This is a genomic window from Pseudomonas kielensis (genome assembly GCF_030505375.1).
Taxonomy (GTDB): Bacteria; Pseudomonadota; Gammaproteobacteria; order Pseudomonadales; family Pseudomonadaceae; genus Aquipseudomonas; species Aquipseudomonas kielensis.
Genome location: NZ_CP130043.1, coordinates 615,489 through 639,550 on the forward strand (window position 1 = coordinate 615,489; position 24,062 = coordinate 639,550).

General features: G+C 63.7%; 12 protein-coding genes and 1 pseudogene. 8 read left to right on the top strand and 5 right to left on the bottom strand.

From position 1 onward, the window contains the following. Positions 1–3: 3 nt before the first annotated feature. Positions 4–288, bottom strand: a complete 285-nt coding sequence (locus tag Q1W70_RS03190) for an Rdx family protein (protein WP_166590534.1) — start codon at positions 286–288, stop codon at positions 4–6. Between the two features lie 70 nt (positions 289–358). Here Q1W70_RS03190 and Q1W70_RS03195 point away from each other — a divergent pair, with 70 nt between their 5' ends. Continuing rightward, positions 359–2,548, top strand: coding sequence for a patatin-like phospholipase family protein (locus Q1W70_RS03195; protein ID WP_166590535.1), 2,190 nt, complete (start codon positions 359–361; stop codon positions 2,546–2,548). A gap of 22 nt (positions 2,549–2,570) precedes the next feature. Here Q1W70_RS03195 and Q1W70_RS03200 read toward each other — a convergent pair whose 3' ends face one another. Further along, positions 2,571–3,005 (bottom strand): MarR family transcriptional regulator, encoded by a 435-nt coding sequence (locus Q1W70_RS03200; protein ID WP_166590536.1) that lies wholly within the window; start codon positions 3,003–3,005, stop codon positions 2,571–2,573. A 118-nt stretch (positions 3,006–3,123) separates the two neighbouring features. Continuing rightward, positions 3,124–5,251: pseudogene (gene recQ, locus Q1W70_RS03205) on the bottom strand (DNA helicase RecQ). Between the two features lie 301 nt (positions 5,252–5,552). Here recQ and Q1W70_RS03210 point away from each other — a divergent pair. From Q1W70_RS03210 to lapD, 4 genes are read left to right on the top strand one after another with little or no spacing between them, the layout of a single operon-like run. Continuing rightward, positions 5,553–6,140, top strand: a complete 588-nt coding sequence (locus tag Q1W70_RS03210) for a UPF0149 family protein (protein WP_166590538.1) — start codon at positions 5,553–5,555, stop codon at positions 6,138–6,140. 40 nt (positions 6,141–6,180) lie between these two features. After that, positions 6,181–6,546 (top strand): YbaN family protein, encoded by a 366-nt coding sequence (locus Q1W70_RS03215; protein WP_166590559.1) that lies wholly within the window; start codon positions 6,181–6,183, stop codon positions 6,544–6,546. A 58-nt stretch (positions 6,547–6,604) separates the two neighbouring features. Continuing rightward, positions 6,605–7,312 carry a cysteine protease LapG gene (lapG, locus tag Q1W70_RS03220; protein WP_166590539.1) on the top strand — a complete coding sequence of 236 codons (708 nt, stop codon included), beginning with the start codon at positions 6,605–6,607 and terminating at the stop codon, positions 7,310–7,312. Positions 7,313–7,338: 26 nt separating this feature from the next. Next, positions 7,339–9,279 (top strand): cyclic di-GMP receptor LapD, encoded by a 1,941-nt coding sequence (gene lapD / locus Q1W70_RS03225; RefSeq protein ID WP_302098629.1) that lies wholly within the window; start codon positions 7,339–7,341, stop codon positions 9,277–9,279. A gap of 48 nt (positions 9,280–9,327) precedes the next feature. On the opposite strand, the gene Q1W70_RS03230 is transcribed toward lapD, so the two are convergent. Further along, positions 9,328–17,898, bottom strand: coding sequence for a retention module-containing protein (locus tag Q1W70_RS03230; protein WP_302098630.1), 8,571 nt, complete (start codon positions 17,896–17,898; stop codon positions 9,328–9,330). 580 nt (positions 17,899–18,478) lie between these two features. Here Q1W70_RS03230 and Q1W70_RS03235 point away from each other — a divergent pair. From Q1W70_RS03235 to Q1W70_RS03245, 3 genes are read left to right on the top strand one after another with little or no spacing between them, the layout of a single operon-like run. Continuing rightward, positions 18,479–19,837, top strand: coding sequence for a TolC family outer membrane protein (locus Q1W70_RS03235; protein ID WP_166590542.1), 1,359 nt, complete (start codon positions 18,479–18,481; stop codon positions 19,835–19,837). An 18-nt stretch (positions 19,838–19,855) separates the two neighbouring features. Next, complete coding sequence (locus tag Q1W70_RS03240) at positions 19,856–22,015, top strand: type I secretion system permease/ATPase (protein WP_166590543.1); 2,160 nt, start codon at positions 19,856–19,858, stop codon at positions 22,013–22,015. Positions 22,016–22,024: 9 nt separating this feature from the next. Further along, a complete protein-coding gene (locus Q1W70_RS03245) occupies positions 22,025–23,380 on the top strand; it encodes an HlyD family type I secretion periplasmic adaptor subunit (RefSeq protein ID WP_166590544.1) in 1,356 nt (451 codons plus the stop codon). Between the two features lie 81 nt (positions 23,381–23,461). On the opposite strand, the gene Q1W70_RS03250 is transcribed toward Q1W70_RS03245, so the two are convergent. Continuing rightward, a complete protein-coding gene (locus tag Q1W70_RS03250) occupies positions 23,462–24,058 on the bottom strand; it encodes a tRNA-uridine aminocarboxypropyltransferase (RefSeq protein WP_166590545.1) in 597 nt (198 codons plus the stop codon). Positions 24,059–24,062: the final 4 nt, after the last annotated feature.

Consider the following 24,062-nt stretch of genomic DNA (forward strand, 5'->3'; position numbering starts at 1 on the left):
CGATCAAGGGCGGTCGTTGTGGCCCAGGTCGCGCTGCGGATCGATCTGGTCGCGCAGCCGCTGCTTGAGCACCTTGGCTTCGGGGAAACCGCCGTCAGCCTTGCGCTCCCAGATCTGCACGTCGTCACAGGTAATCTGAAACACCCCGCCGGTGCCGGGCACCAACGACACTTTGCCCAGCTCGTCACTGAAGGTGCTGAGCAGTTCCTGGGCCAGCCAGGCGGCGCGCAGCAGCCATTGGCATTGCGTGCAATAGGTGATGACCACTTCCGGTTTACGGGCAGACATGGTGTGCAAGACTCCTGAGTTCGATGGCGTCGCTATAATAGCCGCCTTTACCGCTCACCCGAGATACCCGATGCGCCGCCTGCTGTCCTGCCTGCTCCTGTGTTTACTGCCTTTGTGTGTCGTGGCGGCTGAAAGCCCACGACCGAAAATCGGCCTGGTACTGTCCGGCGGCGCTGCCCGCGGGTTGGCGCACATTGGTGTGCTCAAGGCGCTGGAAGAACAAGGCATTCAGATCGATGCCATCGCCGGCACCAGCATGGGCGCGGTGATCGGCGGGCTGTACGCCTCGGGGTACAAGGTCGACGAGCTGGAGAAACTGGCCCTGGGGATCGACTGGCAACAGGCGTTGTCCGACGCCCCGCCGCGGGCCGACGTGCCGTTTCGACGCAAACAGGACGACCGTGATTTCCTGGTCAAGCAGAAACTGAGTTTTCGCGACGACGGCAGCCTCGGCCTGCCCCTGGGGGTCATCCAGGGGCAGAACCTGGCACTGCTGCTGGAAAGCCTGCTGGCCCACGCCAGTGATACCCGGGACTTCGACAAGCTGCCGATCCCGTTCCGCGCCGTGGCCACCGACATCGCCAGTGGTGAAAAGGTGGTGTTTCGCAAGGGCCACTTGCCTCAGGTGATCCGCGCCAGCATGTCGATCCCGGCGGTGTTCGCCCCGGTCGAACTGGACGGCCGGCTGCTGGTGGACGGCGGCATGACCGATAATATCCCGCTGGACGTGGCCCGCGAGATGGGCGTGGACATCGCCATCGTGGTCGACATCGGCACGCCCCTGCGCACTCGTAAACAACTGACGACCGTGGTCGATGTGCTGAACCAGTCGATCACCCTGATGACCCGCAGCAACTCCGAAGAACAACTGGCCACCCTGCACCCCGATGACGTGCTGGTCCAGCCGGCCCTGGCCAGCTTCGGCGTGACCGACTTCGGCAAGGCCCAGGAAATGATCGACGCCGGGTACCGCGCCACGCGTATCCTCGATGCCCGCCTGGGCCGCCTGCGCCCCGCCGAGCCCGTGGATGCCGAACTGACGGCCGCCCGCGCGCCCGGCCAGCGCACTCCGATCATCACCGCGATCAAGGTCGAGAACGATTCGAAAGTTGGCGACGACGTGATCCGCTATTACATCCGTCAGCACATCGGCGAACCGCTGGACATGGGTCGGCTGCAGACCGACATGGGCACCCTGTATGGCCTGGACTACTTCGAGCAGGTGCAGTACCGGGTGGTCCACAAGGGCGCGGACAACACCCTGGTGATCCGGGCGCGGGGCAAGCGCACCGGCACCGACTACCTGCGCCTGGGGCTGAACCTGTCCGACGACATGGAAGGCGACAGCGCCTTCAACATCGGCGCCAGTTACCGCATGAACGGCATCAACCGCCTCGGCGCCGAGTGGCTGACCCGGGTGCAGATCGGCGACCAGCAAGAACTGTACAGCGAGTTCTACCAGCCCCTGGACGTCGGCTCGCGCTACTTCATTGCGCCTTATGCGGCGATCGAGTCGCAGAACGTCGATGCCATCCTCGACAACGACCCGGTCGCCGAGTATCGCCTGGAGCGCTACGGCTTTGGCCTGAACGTGGGAAGGCAGATCGGCAACAGTGGCGAAATCCGCCTGGGGGTCGGCGAAGCCTGGGGCAAGGCGGACGTGCGCATCGGCGACCAGAACCTGCCCAGCGAAAGCTTCAATGAAGGGTTCTATGAGCTCAAGTACTCGTTCGACTCACTGGATAACGTCTACTTCCCCCACGCGGGTGAAGACATCGGCCTGTCATTCCGTGAGTTCGAGCCGGAATTGGGGTCGGACCAGCGCTATCGCCAGTGGGAGTTCAAACTGGACAAGGCCTTGAGCTTCGGCCCGGACACCTACATCCTCGGCGGTCGCTACGGACGCACCCTGGACCAGGCCAATGTGGTGACCTCCAGCTTCCTGCTGGGTGGCGCACGACAACTCTCGGGCTTTCGCGAGGACTCGATCTCCGGCCAGAACGTCAGCCTGGCCCGAGCCGTCTATTACCGGCGCCTGACCCCGCGCGCCTACCTGCCACTGGACTTCCCGCTGTACGCCGGCGGCTCGCTGGAACGCGGCCGGGCGTGGAACAACGACAACGAGTTCGACAGCGGCTACATCAACGCCGTCAGCATATTCCTGGGTTTTGATACGCCACTGGGGCCGCTGAACTTCAGCTACGGGTTCAACGACGATGACGAACAGGCGATCTACATGAACCTGGGGCAGACGTTCTAATCAGGTGCGGATGCCCTGGGCCTCAGGGTTTTTCCAGATTTGCCAGGATATGCCCGTGGACGCGCATGCACACCGCCAGATCGGCTTCGTCCACGCCTTCGAACAGCTCCTGGCGCAGTGCGTTGGCGATGGTTTCGATTTGTTCGATCAGCGGGCGGGCCGTGTCACACAGGACGATTTTTTTCGCCCGGCGGTCTTCCACCACGGCCTGGCGTTGCACCAGCCCCTGGCTTTCCAGACTGTCGAGCAGCCGGGCCAGGGTGGGACCTTCAACACCCACGCTTTGCGCCAGTTCCCGCTGGGTCGGAGCTTCCTCGAAACGGGCCAGGTGCAGCAGCACCAACCAGCGCGCCTGGGACAGACCAAGCCCGGCAAGGCGGCGATCCAGTTCGGCGCGCCAGCCACGAGACATTTGCGCCAACTGCATGCCAAAACGGTGTTGTTCGGTTAACGACATAAAGAACTCATGATTAGACTGAAATAGAGTGAAACTAATTATTAGTCAGCTAAGCATGACCCTTGTTACGAAGCAAGGGTGACTATGTACTGAATCGTTACATCTTGCGGAGTGCTGCTCAGATCTCGAACTCTGACTGCAAGGCCGCGCGGACGCAGTACAGGACGCCTTCGGGCACACGACCGGCAAACAATGGTGCGATCTCTGCCACTGGCGGCAATTCGCCCTCGCCGTCGAGGAACGCGTCCTGGACTTCGCCCAACAGGTCTTCGGGCAGATCCAGCGCCTGCTCCAGGGACAACTGCTGTTTGCCAATGGCTTCTGCCAGCAGAGTATAGACGTTTTTCTCCGAGCACTGCAGTTGGCCGGCAATCTGCAGCGGGGTCATGCCCGCGCGTGCCAGGGTGATCAGACTCGTGGCGCAGGTCGGCCACCACTTTCGGCGCCTCGGCCTGGCCGCCCAGCACTTCGAGGAACGCCTCGCCATAACGCTCGAGCTTGCGGGCACCGACCCCGCTGACCCGGGCCATTTCCGCCAGGGTGCCGGGCTGGCTGCGAAGCATTTCCAGCAGGGTCGAGTCGGGGAAAATGACATAGGGCGGCACGCCATGCTCTTCGGCGAGTTTGCGCCGCAGGGCACGCAGGGCTTCCCATTGCTCGCGCTCTTCGCCGCGGACCAGTTGGCTGGCCTGGCTGGTGCTGCTCTTGGCGGTGGTCTGGGGTTTCAGGTCGCGGCGCAGTTCCAGGGTCACTTCGCCCTTGAGCAGCGGTCGGCAACTGTCGCTCAGGCGCAGGCCGCCGTAGCCTTCAAGGTCAATGTCGGCCAGGCCACGGGCCACCAACTGGCGGAACAATGAGCGCCATTCGCCTTCCGCCCGCCCCTTGCCGACACCAAACACCGACAGGTGCTGATGCCCGGCGGCGCGGACCTTCTCGTTGTCCTTGCCCAGCAGCACTTCCACCAGATGGCCGACGCCATAACGCTGGCCGGTGCGGTAGATGGCCGACAGCGCCTGGCGCGCCGGTTCGGTGGCGTCCCAGGTCTGCACGCCGTCGACGCAGTTGTCGCAGTGGCCGCAGGGTTGCGGCATGTCTTCGTCGAAATAGGCCAGCAGGGTCTGCCGGCGGCAGCGGGTTTCTTCACACAGCGACAGCATGGCATCGAGCTTGTGCTGCTCCAGGCGCTTGTGACGCTCGTCGCCCTCGGAGTTCTGCAGCATCTGCTTGAGCATCACCACGTCCTGCAGGCCGTAGGCCATCCAGGCATCTGCCGGCAGGCCATCCCGGCCGCCACGCCCGGTTTCCTGGTAGTACGCCTCGAGGGACTTGGGCAAGTCCAGGTGCGCGACGAACCGCACGTTGGGCTTGTCGATGCCCATGCCGAACGCCACGGTCGCGACCATGATCAGGCCTTCCTCGTTGAGGAAGCGTTTCTGGTTATGGGCTCGGGTTTCGTTGGGCAGGCCGGCGTGGTACGGCAGTGCCGGGAAGCCCTGCTCGCTGAGGAACACCGCCACTTCGTCGACTTTCTTGCGCGACAGGCAGTAGACGATGCCGGCATCGCTGCGGCGTTCGGCGAGGAACGCCAGCAACTGCTTGCGCGGCTGCTCCTTGGGGACGATGCGGTAGAAAATGTTCGGCCGGTCGAAGCTCGACAGGAATCGTTCGGCGTCCTGCAAATGCAGGCGATCGACGATTTCTTCGCGGGTCCGCTTGTCGGCGGTGGCCGTCAGGGCGATACGCGGGACGTTGGGGAACAGCTCCGCCAACTGGCCCAGTTGCAGGTATTCGCGGCGGAAGTCGTGACCCCATTGCGACACACAGTGGGCTTCGTCGATGGCAAACAGGGCAATTTCCAGGCTCTGCAGGAAGGCCAACATGCGCGGCTGGACCAGGCGTTCTGGCGCCAGGTACAGCATTTTCACTTCACCACGCTTGATTCGCGCCGCCAGATCACGCTGCTGCTCGGCACTCAAGGTGGAATTGAGTGACGCTGCGGCCACCCCCAGCTCTTCCAGGGTAGCGACCTGATCGTCCATCAGGGCGATCAACGGCGAAACCACCACCGCCAGCCCTTCGCGCAACAGGGCGGGAACCTGGAAACACAAGGACTTGCCGCCCCCCGTAGGCATCAGGACCAGGGCGTCGCCGCCGCTGGCCACGCGCTCAATAATGGCACCCTGACGGCCACGGAAACTGTCGTAGCCGAAGATGTCCTTGAGGACGCGTTGAGCCTGTTCGAGCATGGAAAACTCCGATGGGTGCTGAATATCCCTGGATGCAGGCTGGATCAAAACACCGAGTAGTTCACGGACAGATCCGTTAGCGGATTTGTCCGCAGTGCGCGGGCAGCTGCAGGGCATGCAAAACGCGCGAGTATACCCGAGCCCTGCCCGGCAATGGACACCACTGACGAATAGCCGCCTTCGATCGCCCCGTATCCATATGCAGCAGCTGCCGATTGTGGGCAAATCCGCTGCGCGGCTGGCCTGAGCGCTCAAGAACGCCTAGAATTGTTCATCGTATATTCCCAAGGTAGCCCCCCCAATGTCCTTCGCTGAGCAACTAACCCGCCTGCAAGCCTTCCTCGACGCCGACGAGCTGCATGACGAGGCGCTGGACTACGTGGCCGCCCATGGCTATCTGACCGCCCTGTCGATCTGTTCGGAAACCGTGCCGGACCGCGAGTGGATCGACGCCCTGTTTGCGGAAGAACCGCACTACAGCAGCGACGCCCAGCGCGAAGAAATCGAAGCAACCCTGCTGGCCCTCAAGGCCCACATCGCTCGCCAACTGGCCTCCGATGAGGAATTCGAGCTGCCGTGCGACCTCGACCTCGGCGAAGAGCCGGACGACTCCGACCTGCGCGGCTGGTGCATCGGTTTCATGGAAGGGGTGTTCCTGCGCGAAGAAGCCTGGTTCGAAACCGCCGAAGACGAAGTCAGCGAAATGCTCCTGCCGATCATGGTCGGTTCGGGTCTGTTCGACGAGCAGCCGGAGTTCTCCGACATCGCCGCCGACGCCAACCTGATGGACGACATGATCGTACAGATCCCGGAAGCCCTGACCGCGCTGTACCTGCTGTGCAACGCCCCCGACGAAAAACCGGCGATCCTCAAGCCTCGTCACCACTGAGTCCCTGCCTGTGGCTGATCCCATAGGCAACCGCTCCCTGATGCTGCGCTACGTACTCCTGGCCATCGGCTGGTTGAGCGTAGCGTTGGGAGTGATCGGCATCTTCCTGCCCGTCCTGCCCACCACCCCGTTCCTGCTCCTGGCGGCCGCCTGTTTTGCCCGCAGCTCGCCACGCTTCTACCAATGGCTGGTGCAGCACCCACGCCTCGGCCCCTGGATTCGCGACTATCTGGACGGCAACGGCATTCCCCTCAAGGGCAAGGTCTACGCCATTGGCCTGATGTGGCTGAGCATCGGCCTCTCGTGCTACCTGGTCCCCCTGCCCTGGGCCCGCGGCTTCATGCTGACCAGCGCGGTGGTGGTGACGGTGTACATCCTGCGCCAGAAAACCCTGCACAAAACCTGAGCCGGCCCCTCGGAAAATTTCGCCTAGACTTCACCCATCTGCATTTGAGCAGCCAGACATGTCCTGCAGTCGGCGTCGCCCAGGATGGTCAACGCTCCGACTTTGGCTCGGCGGATGGCTGCTGTTGAGCGTTTTTTGGCTGGTGGGGCCAGGCAACGTCCGGGCGAACTGGAATTTCGCCCAGATCCTGCAAACGGCCGAGCAACGCTACGGCCCCCTGGGCAGCGCCCAGGGGCGGATCGAGGCATGGAACCAGATGCTGCAAGGCGAAACCAGACAACCCGAACGCGAGCAACTGACCGCCGTCAATCGCTTCTTCAACCAGCAATTGAGCTTTCGCGACGACACTCGCATCTGGCGCCAGACCGACTATTGGGCAACCCCCGTCGAATCCCTGGTCAAGGGTGCCGGCGACTGCGAAGACTACGCCCTGGCCAAGTATTTCAGCCTGCGCAACCTCGGTGTGCCCAGTGAAAAACTGCGCATTACCTACGTCAAGGCCCTGACCCGCAATCAGGCGCACATGGTGCTGACCTACTACGCCACCCCCAGCGCCGATCCGCTGGTGCTGGACAACCTGATCAGCGACATCCGCCCCGCCTCGAACCGCAAGGACCTGCTGCCGGTGTACGCCTTCAATGCCGAAGGCCTGTACATGCCGGGGGCGGACGGCGGTAAACGCAAAGGCGACGCCAAGCGCCTGTCACGCTGGCAGGATGTGCTGCAGAAGATGCAGGCCGAAGGTTTTGCCGTGGGCGACGGCTGACACCGCCGATCAACAAGGAGCGCCCTATGTCGCTACTCAAACAGTTGTTCCTGGCCATCTGCCTATTCTTGCTGGTGGCCTTCAGCGGCAGTTTTTTTGTCAGCCTGGAGAGCTCGCGCGAGCAGATGCTCGGTCAATTGCGCTCCCACGCCCAGGACGCCGCCACGGCGCTCGGGCTATCGCTGACCAGCCAGGTGGACGACCCGGCGATGATCGAACTGATGGTCAGCTCGATTTTTGACAGCGGCTACTTCGCCAGCATCCGGGTCGTCAACATCGAGGACGAACAGCTGCTTGTCGAGCGCACCACGGCGGCCACAGCGCAAGGGGTGCCCCACTGGTTCGTCAGGCTGGTCGACCTGCGCCCCCAGGGCGGTGACGCGCTGATCATGCGCGGCTGGGAACAGGTGGCCCGGGTCGAAGTGCAGAGCAACCCGCAGTTTGCCCTGGCCAAACTCTGGGACAGCAGCCTCGGCAGCCTGCTCTGGTTGCTGTTGTGCGGCTTGCTCAGTGCCGTGTTCGGCGGTTGGATGCTGCGCCGCCAACTGCGTCCGCTCGACACCCTGGTGACCCAGGCACAGGCCATCAGCAACCGGGAATTCCTCAGCACGTCCAGACTGCCCAGGACCCCGGAGCTCAAGCGCGTCATGCTGGCGATGAACCAGATGGTCGAGAAACTCAAGGGCCTGTTTGCCGAAGAAGCCGCGCGCAGTGAAAAACTGCGCGCCGAGTCCTATCAGGACAACCTCACAGGGCTGGCCAACCGACGCTTGCTCGACGAACAACTGGCCGAGCGCCTGCTGGTCACCGAGCAAAACACCGCCGGTCACCTGCTGATGTTCCGGATCAATGACCTGGCCGGTCTCAACCAACGCCTGGGCGGCCAGCACACCGATGCGCTGATCACAGCCATCGGTCAACTGCTCAAACGCCTGACCCAGTCACCCGAACGCCGGACCTGGCTGGCCGCGCGCAACCGTGGCGGCGAATTCAGCCTGCTGACCCCAGGCCTGGACAGCCAGGAAGCAACACGCCTGGCCGGGGAAATCAGTGCCACCCTGGAAAACCTGCGCCTTACGGGTGCCAGCGACTGCATGCCCGTCGCGCACCTGGGCGTGGTGCCCTTTGTCCCCGGCGAGCCTTCCAGCAGCGTGCTGATGCGCCTTGATCAGGCGCTGACCCAGGCCCAACTGCAACCGGAGCGGCCCTGGGTGTACCTGGCCCAGTCCACGGCCCCGCAGAACCAGACCCAGCATGATTGGCGCAGCTGGATCGACGACGCCCTGAGCCATGGCAAGCTGCAGCTGTACTTTCAACCGGTGGTGCAATGCGCCGACACCCGCCAGGTGTTGCACCACAAAGTCCTCGCACGCCTGCTCGACCCGCAAGGCGAAGCCATTGCCGCCGGGCACTTCCTGCCCTGGATCGAACGCCTGGGCTGGGCGGCGCGCTTTGACCTGGCTATGCTCGAACACACCCTCGAGCACCTCGCCGAACATCGCCAGCCGCTGGCCCTGAGCCTGTCCGGCAGCACCCTGCGCGATCCCGCTCAGCTGCGCATCATCCAGGACACCCTCAATGCCTTGCCAGAACTGGCGCCGTTGCTGACCCTGGAAATCGACGAACACCAACTGCCACCGCCCGACGCCCTGCGCCAGTTGTGCCTGAGCCTGCGCGACACGGGCTATCGCATCGGCCTGCAACACTTCGGAGGCAGCTTCAGCCAGATCGGCAACCTGACTCAACTGGGCCTGGCCTACCTGAAGATCGACGGCAGCTACATCCGCGCCATCGATGAGCAAAACGACAAGCGCCTGTTCATCGAAGCCATCTACCGCGCCACCCACAGCATCGACCTGCCGCTGATCGCCGAACGAGTCGAGACCCAAGGCGAACTGCACGTGCTCAACGAGCTTGGGCTGTTCGGCGCGATGGGCCGATTGATCGGGCACCCACAGCCGTTGTGAAGCAGACCTGGGGTCCAGGAGCGCTCACTCCCGGACCCTCGCTTGCGCTCAGACCGTATCGACCTTCAACGAATGATCGTTGAGCATGCCGTTGATGATGGTCGCCGTATCATGCCCACTGGCAATCACCCCACCGGCCCCCGGCGTGACGCCGTAATGCTCGGCCAGGTTGACCCCGGCCAGGTCGATGGTCTGGGTCGAAGGCGCACCGATCGTGGCCTTGACGTCGATGCTGGTGAGCAGTGACGCACCGCTGCCGGTGACGCTGAAGTGCAGGTAGTCATCCAGCGAAGACGCGGTGGCAGCTTCACCCTGCAGCAGTTGCGACAGGTCGAGCTTGTCGGTGCCGGGGGTGAAGTCGGTGACCAGGTCGTGCCCACTGTTGCCGTGTAGCCACTGGAAGGTGTCGGCCCCACCGCCGCCGGTCAGGGTGTTGTTGCCCAGGCCGCCAGTCAGGGTATTGGCGTTGTTGTTGCCGATCAGGGTGTCGTCGAACGTCGAGCCAATCAGGTTCTCGATCCCCGTCAGGGTATCCATGCCCGCGCCCCCCGTGTTCTGCGCCCCGAGCAAACCGAGGTTGACCACCACCCCGGCGTTGGCATGGGCGTAGCTGGCGGTGTCGATGCCATCACCGCCATCCAGCAGGTCGCTGCCCAGGCCACTGAACAACAGGTCGTTGCCGGCCCCGCCATGCAACTGGTTATTGCCGTTGCCGGCGGTGAGCACATCGTTGCCGTCGCCGGCATTGAGCAGGTTGTCACCGCCACCGGCCAACAGCACGTCGTCGCCCGCGGTCCCGGTCAGGGTATGCCCTGCCTGGTAGGTGATGCTGACGGCGGCCGAGTCACTGCCACCGTGGTTGTCGCTGGCGGTGTAGCTGCCGACAAAGTCCGGCGAACTTTCATGGGCGCCGGCGTAGTTGACCGTCAGGTTCAACTGGTAGTTTTCCGCGGCATTGACTTGGCTGCCGCTGCTATTGCTGAGGTTGCTCACGTGAATGCGGTAGGTGCCATCCTCGGCGGCGCTGAGGGTGCTGTGATTGTCGATGCCCAGGAACCCGCCACCGTTGAGTGAGTACTCGAGGCTGATGTGGCCGGCGGCAAGGTTGTGGTCCAGGTTGAGGGTCTCGCCTTTTTTCAGGGTGACGGTGATGAAGTCCTCATCGTTGGCATTGGCGTTGGTGACCCGGCCCAGGTAACCGCTGATCACCAGCAGCGCGGTCATGGCGGCGGTGTCCGCCGCAAAGGCACTGCGCACATCCGCCAGGTTACGGTTGCCGAAGTTGTTCTGGGTGCCGGAGAAGTTGATCGCGCCACTGCCGATAAAGTCCTCGCCCTTGGCAATCCAGCCCGTATTGAACGTGGTGGGCGTGGCGCTCAGGTGGTCGCCATTGGCGTCCGTGTCATTGGCCAGCAAGCCTTCGGCCGGGACCGCAATGTGTTTCGACAGAACGTTGGTGATCACCTGGTCGTCCACCGCCACCGGCGCTGCGTTCGGCAGGATGTTGATGGTCAGGGTGCGGCTGGCCAGGTCACCTTCGTAGTCACTGGCGGTAAAGGCGATCTGCTCGGTGAGCACCACCGAGGTGGTGGTCTGCGAGGTGTAGGTGAACTCGCCCGTGTCGAGGTTGATCACCAGGGTGCCGCCCTTGGTGGTGGCAATGGTCAGGCTGTTGTCCAGGGTGTTGAAGGTGCCGCGGTTGAAGCCTTCGAGCACCGTCAGCGCGCCCTTGTGGTTGTCGCCGTTGGGATCGAAGCTGTAGGTGGTGCCCTCGATGATAATGGTTTTGATAAAGCCGCCATCGGCACCAAAACTACCGCCCTCGCCCATCAGCAACCCGCTGATCGGCGCGCCCCCCACGGTGCCGGACAGCACCGCGTTGAGCTGGTTGAGGTCAGTGACCACTTGCGCATTGGTGTTGACATGATTGCTGCCGTCATACGCCAGCGGGTTGAGGTTGCCACTGCTGACGCCGTCGCCCAGGCCGATCGCATAGTTCTTGATCCCGTTGGCCTCGAGGAACGCCTTCCAGGCCGCCTCGTCCGACGGGCCGGTTTCCCAGCCATCATTGGGTTTACCGTCGGAGAAGAAGTAGCCGACGTTTTGTGCCCCCGCCAGTTTGCCTTCGGTCATGAACGCCTGCTTGGCCGCAGCCAGGGCGTCGTCGTAGTTGGTCCCGCCGTCGGCATACAGGGTGGAAATGATCCACTTGGCGGTGGTCACGTCGACCCAGATCGAAGTCTGCTCGGTAGCACTGCTGCTGAAGGTGACGATCTGCACTTTCACGTCACCCATGGCATCGTACTTGTCGAGCAAGGCGCTGATGGCCTGCTTGGCCAGGTCCATGCGCGACAGCCCCGAAACACCGGAGTGGTCGGCCATGCTGCCGGACACATCGATCACCAGCAGCAGGTTGGAGTCGATCCCCACCGCGGTGACTGAACGCTCGGAATGCTGGGCCCGGGGTACGTCATCGACGATGTTGACCACCACGCTGCTGGTGGCGGTATTGCCCAGGGCGTCGGTGACCTTGTAGGTGAAGCTCTCGGTGAGGATGTTCGGCCCGTCGTTGCCCCCTGCGGTTTTCGGTGCCGAGGTCAGGGTGTACGTGTAGGTGCCATCGGGGTTGAGCAGGATTTGCCCGTAGGTGCCGGTGGCGCTGCCCACCAAAGTGTAAGTGAGCGCCCCGCTACCGCCGCTGACCGAACCGACCAATGAACCGTGGGCGGTTTCGCCGGTGGACGTCGGGTCGCTGCCGATGACCAGGCCGGGGGCCAGGTCCTGGCCATCCTGGCTGAGGTCCAGGGCTTTTTCGTAGACCGTCAGGCAGGCGTCGACGCAAGCGATCAGCCCGCTGTCGGTGACATTGATGGTGATGGTGGTGGTGCTTTCGTCGCCATCGCCATCGCGGATGGTGTAGGTAAACACGTCCGTTGCCCCGGGTGGGCTGACCCCGTTGGCGGTGCTGTGGTAGACCGCATTGCCGGCGGCATCCAGCGTCAGGTAGCCGTAGGTGCCCTGGATCTGATCGCCCAGGCCGCCGAGGGCCGAGGTCGCCGTATTGCCCCCTGCCCGCACGCCGACCACTGCGCCGCCCGTGGCCGCCCCGTCGGCGCCATTGACGTCGTTGCCGAGCACCGAAATATTCACTGTCGCGCCCTCGCCCACCGTGGCGCTATCGGGGCTGGCGGTTGGCAGGTCATCGACGATGTTCACATCCAGCGTATCGCTGGCGGTGGTGCCATTGCTGTCGGTCACGGTCACCGTGAAGTGTTCGCTGAGGCTGTTGGCACCGTTGGCCGTCGGGTGGTCCTCGTTGTCGTTGAGGGTGTAGCTGTAACTCACCACCCCGCTCGCCGCGTCGTAGCCGGTGATGGTCAGGGTGTTGCCCAGTGCGGTGGTGAAGGTTTGCGGGAAGCCGGCGGTGACGCCCGCGGTCACCACGTTGATCCCGCCTACTGTCAGGGTCTGCACCCCATCCAGTGCGGTGACGGTGAAGGTGCCGCTTTGGGTCAGTGCCGGGGTGCCTGGGGTCGAGCCGTCGCTGAGGGCTCGTTCATAGACCGTGAGCTCACCGCCGCAGACGTTTAGGCCGTCGATCAGTACTGGATCGTCGTTGTTGTGCACGGTCAGGGTCAGGGTTGCGGTGCTGGTGTCGCCATCCGCATCGGTCAGGGTGTAGGTGAAGGTTTCGTTGGCATCGGCCTTGAGCGCCAGGAAGGCGGGGTTGGTCGGGTCGACGGTGTAGGTATAGGAACCGTCCGCCGCCAGCACCAGTTGGCCATAAGCACCCGCCAGTGTCCCGGCCGTCACCGGCCCGCTGATCACCCGGTCGGCACCCTGCACGTCGTTGTCCAGCACATTGCCGGTGAGGACGGTGTGCAGTTCAGTGGCGGTCACGGCGTTGCCGTCGTCCTTGGCCTGCGGCACGTCGTCGACGATGTTGACGTCCAGCGAGTCGCTGGCGGTGGTGCCGTTGCTGTCGGTGACCGTGACGCTGAACGACTCGCTGAGGCTGTTGATGCCGTTGGCGGTGGGATGGGCTTCGTTGTCGTTGAGGGTGTAGCTGTAACTCACCACCCCAGTCGCCGCATCGTAGCCGGTGATGGTCAGGGTGTTGCCCAGCGCAGTGGTGAAGGTTTGTGGGAAGCCGGCGGTGACGCCCGCGGTCACCACGTTGATTCCGCCCACCGTCAGGGTCTGCACCCCATCCAGTGCGGTGACGGTGAAGGTGCCGCTTTGGGTCAGTGCCGGGGTGCCTGGGGTCGAGCCGTCGCTGAGGGCTCGTTCATAGACCGTGAGCTCACCGCCGCAGACGTTTAGGCCGTCGATCAGTACTGGATCGTCGTTGTTGTGCACGGTCAGGGTCAGGGTTGCGGTGCTGGTGTCGCCATCCGCATCGGTCAGGGTGTAGGTGAAGGTTTCGTTGGCATCGGCCTTGAGCGCCAGGAAGGCGGGGTTGGTCGGGTCGACGGTGTAGGTATAGGAACCGTCCGCCGCCAGAACCAGTTGGCCATAAGCACCCGCCAGTGTCCCGGCCGTCACCGGCCCGCTGATCACTCGGTCGGCACCCTGCACGTCGTTGTCGAGCACATTGCCGGTGAGGACGGTGTGCAGTTCAGTGGCGGTCACGGCGTTGCCGTCGTCCTTGGCCTGCGGCACGTCGTCGACGATGTTGACGTCCAGCGAGTCGCTGGCGGTGGTGCCGTTGCTGTCGGTGACCGTGACGCTGAACGACTCGCTGAGGCTGTTGATGCCGTTGGCGGTGGGATGGGCTTCGTTGTCGTTGAGGGTGTAGCTGTAACTCACCACCCCAGTCGCCGCATCGTAGCCGGTGATGGTCAGGGTGTTGCCCAGCGCAGTGGTGAAGGTTTGTGGGAAGCCGGCGGTGACGCCCGCGGTCACCACGTTGATTCCGCCCACCGTCAGGGTCTGCACCCCATCCAGTGCGGTGACGGTGAAGGTGCCGCTTTGGGTCAGTGCCGGGGTGCCTGGGGTCGAGCCGTCGCTGAGGGCTCGTTCATAGACCGTGAGCTCACCGCCGCAGACGTTTAGGCCGTCGATCAGTACTGGATCGTCGTTGTTGTGCACGGTCAGGGTCAGGGTCGCGGTGCTGGTGTCGCCATCCGCATCGGTGAGGGTGTAGGTGAAGGTTTCGTGGGCATCGGCCTTGAGTGCCAGGAAAGCCGGGTTGGTCGGGTCGACGGTGTAGGTATAGGAACCGTCCGCCGCCAGCACCAGTTGGCCATAAGCACCCGCCAGTGTCCCGGCCGTCACCGGCCCGCTGATCACCCGGTCGGCACCCTGCACGTCGTTGTCGAGCACATTGCCGGTGAGGACGGTGTGCAGTTCAGTGGCGGTCACGGCGTTGCCGTCGTCCTTGGCTTGCGGCACGTCGTCGACGATGTTGACGTCCAGCGAGTCGCTGGCGGTGGTGCCGTTGCTGTCGGTGACCGTGACGCTGAACGACTCGCTGAGGCTGTTGATGCCGTTGGCGGTGGGATGGGCTTCGTTGTCGTTGAGGGTGTAGCTGTAGCTCACCACGCCGCTCGCCGCATCGTAGCCGGTGATGGTCAGGGTGTTGCCCAGCGCAGTGGTGAAGGTTTGTGGGAAGCCGGCGGTGACGCCCGCGGTCACCACGTTGATTCCGCCCACCGTCAGGGTCTGCACCCCATCCAGTGCGGTGACGGTGAAGGTGCCGCTTTGGGTCAGTGCCGGGGTGCCTGGGGTCGAGCCGTCGCTGAGGGCTCGTTCGTAGACCGTCAGTTCACCGCCTTGGACCTTGAGGCCGTCGATCAGCACTGGATCGTCGTTGTTGTGCACGGTCAGGGTCAGGGTTGCGGTGCTGGTGTCGCCATCCGCATCGGTCAGGGTGTAGGTGAAGGTTTCTTGGGCATCGGCCTTGAGTGCCAGGAAGGCGGGGTTGGTCGGGTCGACGGTGTAGGTATAGGAACCGTCCGCCGCCAGCACCAGTTGGCCATAAGCACCCGCCAGTGTGCCGGCCGTCACCGGCCCGCTGATCACCCGGTCGGCGCCTTGCACGTCGTTGTCCAGCACATTGCCGGTGAGGACGGTGTGCAACTCAGTGGCGGTCACGGCGTTGCCGTCGTCCTTGGCCTGCGGCACGTCGTCGACGATGTTGACGTCCAGCGAGTCGCTGGCGGTGGTGCCGTTGCTGTCGGTGACCGTGACGCTGAACGACTCGCTGAGGCTGTTGATGCCGTTGGCGGTGGGATGAGCCTCGTTGTCGTTGAGGGTGTAGCTGTAGCTCACCACGCCACTCGCCGCGTCGTAGCCGGTGATGGTCAGGGTGTTGCCCAGCGCAGTGGTAAAAGTTTGCGGGAAGCCGGCGGTGACGCCAGCGGTCACCACGTTGATCCCGCCCACGGTCAGGGTCTGCACCCCATCCAGCGCGGTGACGGTGAAAGTGCCGCTTTGGGTCAATGCCGGGGTGCCCGGGGTCGAGCCGTCGCTGAGGGCTCGTTCGTAAACGGTCAGTTCACCGCCTTGGACCTTGAGGCCGTCGATCAGCACTGGATCGTCGTTGTTGTGCACGGTCAGGGTCAAGGTCGCGGTGCTGGTATCGCCATCGGCGTCGGTGAGGGTGTAGGTGAAGGTTTCGTGGGCATCGGCCTTGAGTGCCAGGAAGGCGGGGTTGGTCGGGTCGACGGTGTAGGTATAGGAACCGTCCGCCGCCAGCACCAGTTGGCCATAAGCACCCGCCAGTGTCCCGGCCGTCACCGGCCCGCTGATCACCCGGTCGGCACCCTGCACGTCGTTGTCGAGCACATTGCCGGTGAGGACGGTGTGCAACTCAGTGGCGGTCACGGCGTTGCCGTCGTCCTTGGCCTGCGGCACGTCGTCAACGATGTTGACGTCCAGCGAGTCGCTGGCGGTGGTGCCATTGCTGTCGGTGACCGTGACGCTGAACGACTCGCTGAGGCTGTTGATGCCGTTGGCGGTGGGATGAGCCTCGTTGTCGTTGAGGGTGTAGCTGTAGCTCACCACGCCGCTCGCCGCATCGTAGCCGGTGATGGTCAGGGTGTTGCCCAGCGCGGTGGTGAAGGTTTGCGGGAAGCCGGCGGTGACGCCAGCAGTCACCACATTGATCCCGCCCACGGTCAGGGTCTGCACGCCATCCAGTGCGGTGACGGTGAAGGTGCCGCTTTGGGTCAGTGCCGGGGTGCCTGGGGTCGAGCCGTCGCTGAGGGCTCGTTCGTAAACGGTCAATTCCCCGCCCTGGACCTTGAGGCCGTCGATCAGCACTGGATCGTCGTTGTTGTGGACGTTGAGCACCAGGTTGGCGCTGCTGCTGTCGCCGTCAGCGTCGGTCAGGGTGTAGGTGAAGGTCTCGGTGACGTCGTCCTTGAGCGCGAGAAACGCCGGATCGCTGCTGTGCAGGGTGTAGGTGTAGCTGCCGTCGGCGGCCAGCACCAGAGTGCCGTAAGTACCGGTGAAGGTCCCGGGAGTGATCGGCCCGGTAACGACCCGGTCGGCACCCTGCACGTCGTTGTCCAGCACATTGCCGGACAGGATCGAATGCGTTTCGGATGCGGCAACGCCATTGCCGTCGTCGAACGCGTGGGGCACATCGTCGGTGATGTTGATGTCCAGGGTATTGCTGGCCGTATCACCATTGACGTCGCTGGCGACCACGGTGAAATGCTCACTGAGGTTGTTGCTGCCATCCCCGGCCGAGTGGGTTTCATTCCCCACCAGGGTGTAGCTGTAGCTGACCACGCCGGTTGCCGGGTCATAGCCGATGATGGTCAGGGTATTGCCCAGGGCCGAGGTGATCGTCTGTGGGAAACTCACCGCCACGCCGCCACTGATGATGCTGACGCCACCAATGCTCAGGCTTTGCAAGCCATCCGGCGCGGAAATGCTGAAGGTCCCGTTCTGGGTCAAGGCCCCCGGGTTGCTGGCCGAGCCCTTGGCCAGGTTGGCCTCATACAGGGTCAACTCACCGCCCGCCACCGACAGGCCGGACAAGGTGACCGGGTGGTTCACCGGCAGTTCCGGGGTCACCGGCAATTCGGGATTGATGGGCGTGACGGGGGCCAGCGGGTTGACCGACGGACCCGTGCCCGTGTCATCGCCACCGTCCTCAGGCGAACCCGCCAGGCGTTCCGGGACAAATTCGGGAATGCCGTTGAAACCGGCTGTCGGGAAACCGATGACCGGGTCGACCCGCCCCGCCACTTCTTCGAGCAGGACAAACGAGTGACCGCCGCCGGCAGTCCCGGGGGCCCCTGTGCTGCCCGGCCCGGCGGCGGTGGCTTCAGCGACCTGGGTCGGGTCGGCACCGGCAGCAATGGCCTGCTGCACTTGCTCGACATCGCTCAATTGCGCCTGGCTGGGCGTCAGCGCTTCGGTGGAGTCGACATGCGCCGGTTGGTTGGCCAGCAGTTGCGCGCTCAGGTGCAAGCTGCTGCCGCGTCCCAGTGTCAGCTCCTGACCGTTCTGCAGGTGCGCCGCCACCGCGCCCTCGGCCCCGGTGACCAGTTGTTCACCGGCAAACAGCCGATCCCCTTCGACCAGGGCGCGTCGGGTTCCATCACCCGCCACAGCGAACACCTGACCTACGACCTTGCTGACGATTGCGATGAGCGTTGCCATGAGACTTCCTCCGCAGCCGACGTCCATCGGCATCTGGGTTGTGCAGAGAAAGCATGCAGGGCCTTGCCGGGGTACGGACGGACCTTCTGCCCGGCAGCACTTGCACTTCAAGGTGCAAGCCCTTGCCTGACGTTGATCTCGCCTCGCGTGCCTACGCAGGCGGGCTGGTGATTGCGGAACAAAACTGAATGAAATCATTCACTCAGCGCCGCCTAGCCGTTCTACGAGGGTGGCTGACGATGAACTCCAGGTAATGTGACAATATTTTGTCGCCCGAAAACCGTTCAGCCTCCATCCCCTCCAGCGCTTCTCCACCCTATGTTGCAAAAGTGTTGGAACCTTTCCCAGCCTCGCCAAGCTCCCTAGAGCTCATAAATACAAGGCCTGTGCAGGGAACAATGTGCCGGTTTTTTGGAGGCGCATAAGTTTTTTTCGGCATAGGCGTTATGAGAAATCCTTCTTAGCTTCTGCCTAGGATGTTCTTAGCTCTGTTGTTACAAGCCTGATACGGTTTTCAGCGAAAAAAACGCCAAATTATTGGCGACAGCCAAGCACCATCAGTCACAGGGAGAGGCACCCCATGCGCGTATTTACCCCGATCTGCAGTGCGATTCTCATCGCCATGGCCTGCGCACAACAGGCCCAGGCCATGTCGCTGACCGAGGCGATTCAAAGCACCCTGGACAACCACCCGGAGCTGCACGCCAGTGAGAACAATCGCCTGTCTGCGGATGAGGACGTAAAAGTCGCCAAGGGCGGTTTTTATCCTTCCCTCGACCTGAACGCCGGTTATGGCCGGGGCTACAGCGACAACACCAACACCCGCGCCCAGGGCAATCACAACACAGAGACCGATTGGTACACCCAGTCGGAGCTGCGCCTGCGGCAAATGTTGTTTGACGGGTTCAACACCGCCAACGAAGTCGGACGCACCCAGGCCATCGTCAACTCCCGGGCCTACTACACCCGCGGCACCGCCGAGAGCCTGGCCCTGCGCACCATCGAGGTGTACCTGGAAGTGCTCAAGCGTCGGGAACTGGTGACCCTGGCCACCAATAACCTGCAGGCGCACTTGCGGGTCAACGACCAGATCGGCCTGCGCACCGAGCGCGGCGTCGGTAGCAATGCCGACCTCGATCAATCCAAGGCGCGTCGCGCCCTGGCGGAAAACAACCTGGACACCGCCCAGGTCGATCTCGCCGATGCCGAAGCCAACTTCTTCAGCGCCGTGGGCCGCATGCCCGACGAGCTGGAAAGCCTGCCCTCGATTCGTGGCGAGGTCCCGCAGAGCCTGCCGGATGCCCGTCAGGCAATGATGGAAAACAACCCCTACCTCAAATCCGCCCAGGCCGACGTGAACTCCGCCGAGAGCCAGTACGAAGTCGCCAAGTCGCCGTTCTACCCGCGCTTCGACGCAGAGGCGGCGGTGGGTGCCAACAACAATATCCAGGGTGACCAGGGCCACGACAACGAGTGGCGCGTGGGCGTGATCATGAATTACAACCTGTTCCGCGGCGGCAGCGACAAGGCCCGCCTGCAATCGGATGCGCACAAGATCAACCAGGCCATGGACATCCGCAACAACGCCCTGCGCATGCTCAACGAGAACATCACCCTGGCCTGGAACGCCATGGTCAACGCCAAGAAACAAACCCCCACCGCCCGCGAATACGCCGACACCACCCTGCGCGTGCGCGCCGCCTACCAGGATCAGTTCGGCCTCGGCCAGCGCACCCTGCTCGACCTGCTGGACAGCGAAAACGAGTTGTACAACGCCAATCGCCGCTACACCGAAGTGCGCTACACCGAGGAGTTCTCCATGTACCGGATCCTGGCGAACATGGGCGAACTGTTGAGCAAAGCCAAGGTGGTGGTGCCGGCCGAAGCGATTGCGCAAAGCGAAGTGAAAAGCCAGGCCCGTCTGCCAGAGATGCGCTAGCGAACCGGGGTACCCGAATTGACCAGCATGCAACCCGGCAACACCGGCGCCGACCCACGCCTGAGCTTTGATGATCCGCTGCTCGATGGCTTGCTGATCCTCTGCAAGCTGCACGGCTGCAATGTCAGCAGGGCCAGCCTGAGCGCCGGATTGCCGCTGGACAAGCAACGCCTGAGCCTCGACCTGCTGCCTCGCGCCGCCGCCCGGGCCAGCCTGCAAGCGCGCCTGCTGCGCCGTGAACTGGGGTCGTTGTCGGCGCTCAACCTGCCAGTGCTGCTGATTCTCAAGGACCGCCGCTGCGCGGTCCTGCGCCGCTGGGGCGAGGATGGCCAGGCACTGATCCTGCCCAGCGAGGCCGAAGGTGGCGAGCAATGGGTCAGCCGCGAAGAACTGGCCGAAGCCTACAGTGGCCAGGCGCTGTTCGCGCGCCCCCGGCATGAACTCGAAGAGCTGCGTTCACCCCTGGTGCCACGGGTCGACGCCTGGTTTCGCGACACCCTCAAGCTGTCCCGCTGGCTGTACAGCGATGCGATCCTGGCGAGCTTCCTGATCAACCTGCTGGGCTTGATGGTGCCGTTGTTCGTCATGCAGACCTACGACCGGGTGGTGCCGAACCAGGCCACCTCGACCCTGTGGGTGTTGGCCATCGGCCTGCTGATCGGCACCGGTTTCGAACTGGTGCTGCGGCTGGTGCGCGCGCACCTGCTCGATACCGCAGGGCGCAAGACCGACGTGATCCTGTCCGCGACCCTGTTCGAGCGCATCACCGGCATGGCGATGAAAGCCCGGCCGGCGACCATCGGCGGCTTTGCCCAGAGCATCCACGACTTCCAGGGCCTGCGTGAATTTCTCACGGCGGTGACCCTCACCAGCCTGATCGACCTGCCGTTCGCCGTACTGATGCTGGTGGTGATCGGCCTGCTCGGTGGCTGGCTGGTAGTGATCCCCATGCTCGCCTTCCCCATCACCATCCTCTTCGCCCTGCTGATCCAGTCCCGCCTGCGCGACACCGTGCACAAGAGCCTGGCCCTGGGCGCCGAACGCCAGGCGCTGCTGATCGAAACCCTCGGCGGCCTGGAAACCCTCAAGGCCTGTAGCGCCGAGAGCGAGCGCCAGCACCGCTGGGAAAGCACCCACGGCGCCCTGACCCGCCTCGACAGCCACGCGCGCAACCTCGCGGCGCTGGCCACCAACGGCACCCTGTTCATCCAGCAATTCGCCGGCATGGCGACCATCGTCGCCGGGGTCTACAGCATCATCGCCGGCAACCTCAGCGTCGGCGCACTGGTGGCGACCTACATGCTCGGCAGCCGAGTGCTGGCGCCGCTGGGACAGATTGCCGGGTTGATCACCCGCTACCAGCAAGCTCAACTGACGATGAAAAGCACCGATGCCCTGATGTCCCTGCCCCAGGAACGCGACGCCGGGCAGCGGCCCCTGGAGCGTACGCAACTGCAAGGGGCGCTGGACGTCAGCGGCGTGACCTTCCACTACCAGGGACAAAGCGCCCCGGCGCTGGCCACGGTCAGTTTCAGCCTCAAGCCTGGCGAGCGAATCGGCATCATCGGCCGCAGCGGATCGGGCAAAAGCACCCTGGCGCGCCTGGTGATGGGCTTTTATGCCCCGGACGAAGGCCAGTTGCTGCTCGATGGCCTGGACCTGCGGCAACTGGATGTCGCCGACCTGCGCCAGCAGATCGGCTATGTCGCACACGACCTGCCGCTGCTGGCCGGCAGCCTGCGCGACAACCTGACCCTCGGCGCACGCTACATCAGCGATGCGCGCATGCTCGAGGTCGCCGAACTGACCGGCGTCACCGAGCTGGCCCGCCAGCACCCCCAGGGTTTTGACCGCCCCGTGGGTGAACGCGGCCAACTGCTGTCCGGCGGCCAACGCCAGGCGGTGCTGCTGGCCCGGGCCCTGCTGCTCGACCCGCCGATCCTGGTGCTCGACGAACCCACCAGTGCCATGGACAACAGCAGCGAAGACGTCCTGCGCCAGAAACTGCAGGCCCAGGTCCTGGGCAAAACCTTGCTGCTGGTCACCCATCGCACCTCGATGCTCAGCCTGGTGGACCGGCTGCTGGTGCTGGACAACGGGCGCATCGTCGCCGACGGTCCGAAAGAAGCGGTTATCGATGCACTGCGCAAGGGCCGTGTCGGCTCTGCGGCCGTCTAGGAGAGGCACATGTCCGGGCCTACAGGTAATCGCGGCTACTTTGGCAGCTTCGGTAAAAGCGCCGAAAACGAGTTCATGCCGGAAACCGCCAGCGCCTCGCTGCAGGATTCGCCGCGCTGGTCGCGGGTCACCGTGTGGCTCGCCGCCGCGCTGATCATCAGTGCCGTGGTCTGGGCCAAGTTCGCCGTGTTGCAGGAAGTCACCATGGGCGAAGGCAAGGCGATTCCCTCAAGCAAAGTGCAGGTGATCCAGAACCTCGAAGGCGGGATCGTCACCGAAATCTTTGTGCGCGAAGGCCAGATGGTGAACAAGGGCGACACCTTGCTGCGCCTCGATGACACGCGATTCCTGTCGAACAAGGGCGAAAGCGAAGCCGATCGGTATGCCTTGACCGCCCAGGTCGAGCGCCTGTCCGCCGAAGCCGAGGGACGGCCGTTCAAACTTTCCGACGAGGTGATCGCCAAGGCTCCCCAAGTCGCCGAAGACGAGCGCTCGCTGTTCGAACAACGGCAACGTCGTCTGGCCAGCGAACAACGGACCCTCAGCGAACAACTTCGGCAAAAGACCCAGGAACTGGCGGAGTTTCGCTCGAAACAGGGGCAATACAGCTCAAGCCTGGCACTGCTCAACCAGGAAATGAATATGTCCGCGCCGCTGGTGGGCACCGGCGCGGTGTCGCCGGTGGAGATCCTGCGGCTCAAACGCAGCGCAGTGGAAGTTCGTGGCTCGCTGAATGCCACCACCCTGGCCATTCCCCGCGCCGAGTCAGCCATCGACGAGATCAAGAGCAAGCTCGACGAATCGGTGCAGAGCTTTCGGTCGGACGCGGCCAAGGAGCTCAACGAGAAGCGCACCGAGCTGTCGAAAATCACCGCCACCAGCATCGCCATCGACGATCGGGTCACGCGCACCACCGTGGTCTCGCCGGTGCACGGGATCATCAAGGTGCTCAAGGTCAACACCATCGGCGGCGTGGTCCAGCCCGGCAGCGACATGCTGGAAATCGTGCCCCTGGAAGACAACCTGCTGATCGAGGCCAAGGTCCGTCCGCAAGACGTGGCCTTCCTGCATCCGGGACAGAAAGCCATGGTCAAGTTCAGCGCCTATGACTACACCATCTACGGCGGCCTGAGCGCCAAGCTCGAACTGATCGGCGCCGACACCATCACCGACGACAAGGGCAACAGCTTCTACCTGATCCAGGTACGCACCGACAAAAACCACCTGGGGGGCGACGTCAAGCCGCTGCTGATCATCCCGGGGATGGTGGCAACCGTGGACATCATTACCGGCGAGAAGAGCGTGCTGGACTACCTGCTCAAACCGGTGCTCAAAGCCCGCACCGAGGCGATGCGCGAACGCTGAATGCGCCGCTGGTCGCCAATCCTTTGTGGAAGCGAGCCTGCTCGCGATGTCGGTAGCCCTAAGCGACCCTTAAAACGCCCTCTACCTCGAACCATGATTCCTCTGGTAAACGGCCTGCCCCATCGCCGCAATCTGCCCCTCGATCAACGCGTCGAAGGGTTTTAGCAGCGGCTCGAACGAAGTCGGGGCCTCCAGCACCTGCAACGCCTGGACAATCGCCTCCACTGTCGACAAGGCCCCCGGCCCCGGGGCTTTGCGCAGGCGATAACGGGACACCCCACCCTCGGCCAGGGTCACGCGCGGCAAGGCCGCCAGCAGCGGATTGAGGTGGAGCATTTTGCGCGCCTTGCGCCAGGTGCCATCCGGCACCACCAGCAACATTGGCTGCTGCAAAGGCGCATAGGCCTGCAGCGGCTGCGCGTCGTCCGCCGGAAACAACAGGCGCGCACAATAGCCCGGCTGATTAAGCAACTCGGGTAAATCCTCGAACACTTCGCCGACCACCAACTGCGCGTTGTTCAAGCCCAACGCCGCCAACCGCGCGGTATTCAAGGCGTGGTTGACCTCGCTGGGATGCTGCAACAGCAGCACCCGGGTGCGGCTGTCGAGGCTGGGGATCAGCGGGCACAAGCAGTGGGTGGCCGGACGCAGGCAGCGCGGGCATTGGCTTCTGGACATGAAC

Excerpts from the sequence above, each read along its gene's own strand:
- Q1W70_RS03210 (WP_166590538.1), top strand. The coding sequence starts at position 5,553 with ATGTCCTTCGCTGAGCAACTAACCCGCCTGCAAGCCTTCCTCGACGCC.
- Q1W70_RS03195 (WP_166590535.1), top strand. The coding sequence starts at position 359 with ATGCGCCGCCTGCTGTCCTGCCTGCTCCTGTGTTTACTGCCTTTGTGT.
- Q1W70_RS03200 (WP_166590536.1), bottom strand. The coding sequence starts at position 3,005 with ATGTCGTTAACCGAACAACACCGTTTTGGCATGCAGTTGGCGCAAATG.
- lapG (WP_166590539.1), top strand. The coding sequence starts at position 6,605 with ATGTCCTGCAGTCGGCGTCGCCCAGGATGGTCAACGCTCCGACTTTGG.
- Q1W70_RS03190 (WP_166590534.1), bottom strand. The coding sequence starts at position 288 with ATGTCTGCCCGTAAACCGGAAGTGGTCATCACCTATTGCACGCAATGC.
- lapD (WP_302098629.1), top strand. The coding sequence starts at position 7,339 with ATGTCGCTACTCAAACAGTTGTTCCTGGCCATCTGCCTATTCTTGCTG.
- Q1W70_RS03235 (WP_166590542.1), top strand. The coding sequence starts at position 18,479 with ATGCGCGTATTTACCCCGATCTGCAGTGCGATTCTCATCGCCATGGCC.
- Q1W70_RS03250 (WP_166590545.1), bottom strand. The coding sequence starts at position 24,058 with ATGTCCAGAAGCCAATGCCCGCGCTGCCTGCGTCCGGCCACCCACTGC.
- Q1W70_RS03245 (WP_166590544.1), top strand. The coding sequence starts at position 22,025 with ATGTCCGGGCCTACAGGTAATCGCGGCTACTTTGGCAGCTTCGGTAAA.
- Q1W70_RS03215 (WP_166590559.1), top strand. The coding sequence starts at position 6,181 with ATGCTGCGCTACGTACTCCTGGCCATCGGCTGGTTGAGCGTAGCGTTG.
- Q1W70_RS03230 (WP_302098630.1), bottom strand. The coding sequence starts at position 17,898 with ATGGCAACGCTCATCGCAATCGTCAGCAAGGTCGTAGGTCAGGTGTTC.